The 3228-nt window shown below is 60.5% G+C and carries 7 protein-coding genes; all 7 read left to right on the top strand.

Annotated features, from left to right (window positions below; genetic code table 11):
- Positions 1-72: 72 nt before the first annotated feature.
- Complete coding sequence (gene rpsE, locus APY03_RS05110) at positions 73-591, top strand: 30S ribosomal protein S5 (RefSeq protein WP_068674573.1); 519 nt, start codon at positions 73-75, stop codon at positions 589-591.
- Between the two features lie 14 nt (positions 592-605).
- On the top strand, positions 606-791 hold the full coding sequence (rpmD, locus tag APY03_RS05105) for a 50S ribosomal protein L30 (protein WP_068674571.1): 186 nt from the start codon (positions 606-608) through the stop codon (positions 789-791).
- Between the two features lie 24 nt (positions 792-815).
- Positions 816-1247, top strand: a complete 432-nt coding sequence (gene rplO / locus APY03_RS05100; protein WP_068674569.1) for a 50S ribosomal protein L15 — start codon at positions 816-818, stop codon at positions 1245-1247.
- 22 nt (positions 1248-1269) lie between these two features.
- On the top strand, positions 1270-2580 hold the full coding sequence (gene secY / locus APY03_RS05095; protein ID WP_068674567.1) for a preprotein translocase subunit SecY: 1311 nt from the start codon (positions 1270-1272) through the stop codon (positions 2578-2580).
- A 12-nt stretch (positions 2581-2592) separates the two neighbouring features.
- Positions 2593-2811 (top strand): translation initiation factor IF-1, encoded by a 219-nt coding sequence (gene infA, locus APY03_RS05090; RefSeq protein ID WP_068674565.1) that lies wholly within the window; start codon positions 2593-2595, stop codon positions 2809-2811.
- 33 nt (positions 2812-2844) lie between these two features.
- Positions 2845-2958, top strand: coding sequence for a 50S ribosomal protein L36 (rpmJ, locus tag APY03_RS40000; RefSeq protein ID WP_038201958.1), 114 nt, complete (start codon positions 2845-2847; stop codon positions 2956-2958).
- 23 nt (positions 2959-2981) lie between these two features.
- Positions 2982-3228 (top strand): 30S ribosomal protein S13 (gene rpsM, locus APY03_RS43270; RefSeq protein ID WP_232324158.1); only part of this gene is annotated, 247 nt, incomplete at its 3' end.

Genomic DNA, 3228 nt, shown 5'->3' with positions numbered 1-3228 from the left:
GGCCGCGTCAAGGCGCTGGCCGATGCGGCTCGCGAAGCGGGCCTGCAGTTCTAACCGGACACGAGATTCAACATGGCAAAGATTCAGGCAAGAACGCAGAGCGAAGGCCCCGAGGATGGTCTGCGCGAGAAGATGATCGCGATCAACCGCGTCACCAAGGTGGTGAAGGGTGGTCGAATCCTCGGTTTCGCAGCACTTACCGTGGTGGGTGACGGTGATGGCCGCGTCGGAATGGGCAAAGGCAAGTCGAAGGAAGTGCCGGCCGCTGTGCAAAAGGCGATGGAAGAAGCACGTCGCAATCTCGCGAAAATCTCGATCAAGAACGGCACGTTGCACCACCGCGTGACCGGCCATTGGGGTGCTGCCTCGGTGGTCATGATTCCGGCACCGAAGGGAACCGGCATCATCGCTGGCGGGCCGATGCGTGCTGTGTTCGAAGTGATGGGCATCACCGACATCGTGGCCAAGAGCCATGGTTCGTCGAACCCCTACAACATGGTCCGCGCCACGCTGGACGGTCTGCGCAACTCGACAACGGCTTCGGAAGTCGCAGCCAAGCGCGGTTTGACCGTCGAGCAACTCTTCGCCTGAACGGGAGCATCGACATGACGACGCAACAACAAATGCTCAAGGTGCAACTGGTCAAGAGCCCGATCGGCACCAAGCAATCGCATCGTGACACCGTGCGCGGCCTGGGCCTGCGCAAGCTCAACAGCGTGAGTGAGCTGCAGGACACGCCCGCGGTGCGCGGCATGATCAACAAGATCAGTTATCTGGTCAAAGTGCTCTAAACAGAGTAGCTGAGAGAGACGCATATGGAACTCAATGGCATCAAGCCGGCGGCGGGCGCCAAGCACGCCAAGCGCCGCGTCGGCCGCGGCATCGGGTCCGGCCTGGGCAAGACCGCGGGTCGCGGTCACAAGGGTCAGAAGTCCCGCGCGGGCGGCTTTCACAAGGTTGGCTTCGAAGGCGGCCAAATGCCGCTGCAACGCCGCCTGCCCAAGCGCGGCTTCAAGTCGCAATCGCTCAAGTACAACGCCGAAGTGACGCTGACGGCGCTTGAGAAGCTGGGTCTGGCCGAGGTGGACCTGCTTGCACTCAAGCAAGCCGGCCTGGTAGGCCAGATTGCCAAGGTGGTGAAGGTCATCAAGTCGGGCGCGCTAACGAAGGCTGTCAAGCTGACGGGTGTCGGCGCAACCGCCGGTGCCAAGGCCGCGCTCGAAGCGGCCGGCGGCAGCGTGGCCTGATCGCAAGCGAAAGAGGGTCATAGTGGCAACGAACGCGGCGACGCTCGCAAAGACAGGCAAGTTCGGCGATCTGCGTCGCCGGCTGGTCTTCTTGCTGCTCGCCCTCGTGGTCTATCGCATCGGAGCGCACATTCCGGTGCCGGGCATCAATCCGGACCAATTGGCGCAGCTGTTCCAGGGCCAGCAAGGCGGCATCCTGAGCCTGTTCAACATGTTCTCGGGCGGGGCGCTGTCGCGCTTCACCGTGTTCGCGCTGGGCATCATGCCGTACATTTCCGCGTCGATCATCATGCAGTTGATGACTTACGTGGTGCCGACCTTCGAGCAGCTGAAGAAGGAGGGCGAGGCCGGTCGGCGCAAGATCACCCAGTACACCCGCTACGGGACGCTGGGCTTGGCGCTGTTCCAGTCCTTCAGCATCGCGGTCGCGCTGGAATCTTCGGCAGGGCTGGTGATCTCGCCCGGCTTCGGCTTCCGCCTCACGGCGATGGTCAGCCTGACGGCCGGCTCGATGTTCCTGATGTGGCTTGGCGAGCAGATTACCGAGCGGGGCCTGGGCAACGGGATTTCGATCCTGATCTTCGCTGGCATCGCTGCCGGCCTGCCGAGCGCGATCGGCGGCCTGCTTGAGCTGGTGCGAACCGGCGCCATGAACGTGCTCGTCGCGCTGTTCATCGTTGCGGTGGTGATCCTGGTCACCTACTTTGTGGTGTTCGTGGAACGCGGCCAGCGCAAGATCCTGGTGAACTATGCGCGCCGGCAGGTTGGCAACAAGGTCTACGGGGGCCAGTCTTCCCACCTGCCGCTGAAGCTCAATATGGCTGGCGTGATTCCGCCGATCTTTGCCTCGTCGATCATCCTGCTGCCGACCACGGTGGTGAGCTGGTTCAGCACTGGCGACAGCATGCGCTGGATAAAGGACATTGCGAGCGCGCTGACGCCGGGGCAACCGATCTACGTGCTGCTCTATGCGGCCGCCATCGTGTTCTTCTGCTTCTTCTACACGGCTCTTGTGTTCAACAGCCGCGAGACCGCCGACAACCTGAAGAAGAGCGGTGCATTCATCCCGGGCATTCGCCCAGGTGATCAGACCGCGCGCTACATCGACAAGATCCTGGTTCGCCTGACGCTGGCGGGTGCGGTGTACATCACCTTCGTCTGTCTGCTGCCGGAGTTCCTGATCCTGAAGTACAACGTGCCGTTCTATTTTGGCGGCACCTCTCTGCTGATCATCGTGGTGGTCACTATGGACTTCATGGCCCAGGTGCAGAATTACATGATGTCGCAGCAGTACGAATCCCTGCTAAAGAAGGCCAATTTCAAGACTTCCTAGCAGGCGAGCGAGATGTCGAAGGACGATGTCATCCAGATGCAGGGTGAGGTTCTGGAGAACCTTCCGAATGCGACCTTCCGGGTCAAACTGGAAAATGGACACGTCGTGCTGGGACATATTTCAGGAAAGATGCGGATGCACTACATCCGCATCCTTCCAGGTGACAGGGTCACCGTCGAGCTGACGCCCTATGACTTGAGCCGGGCGCGCATTGTTTTTAGGGCGAAGTGAGTCGCCGGGTTGAACAGAGTTTAGGAGAGTGAAATGAGAGTTTCGGCTTCGGTCAAGACCATTTGCCGCAATTGCAAGATCATCCGCCGCAAAGGTGTTGTGCGCGTGATCTGTACCGATCCGCGCCACAAGCAGCGCCAGGGTTGAGTTAGAGATTTAAGAGGACGCACATGGCACGTATTGCTGGCATCAACATTCCGCCGCACAAGCACGCTGAAATCGGCCTGACGGCCATCTTCGGCATCGGTCGCACCCGCGCCCGCAAGATCTGCGAAGCGAGCGGCATCGAGTACTCGAAGAAGATCAAGGATCTGACCGACGCCGATCTCGAGAAGATCCGCGATCAGATCGCGCTCTTCACCATTGAAGGCGACCTGCGCCGCGAAACGACGATGAACATCAAGCGTTTGATGGACA

Origin of the sequence: Variovorax sp. WDL1, from assembly GCF_001541225.1 — a bacterium.
Classification (GTDB): Bacteria; Pseudomonadota; Gammaproteobacteria; order Burkholderiales; family Burkholderiaceae_C; genus Variovorax.
Note: the sequence above shows the minus strand (reverse complement) of the source record. Positions and strands in the feature narration are given on the sequence as shown.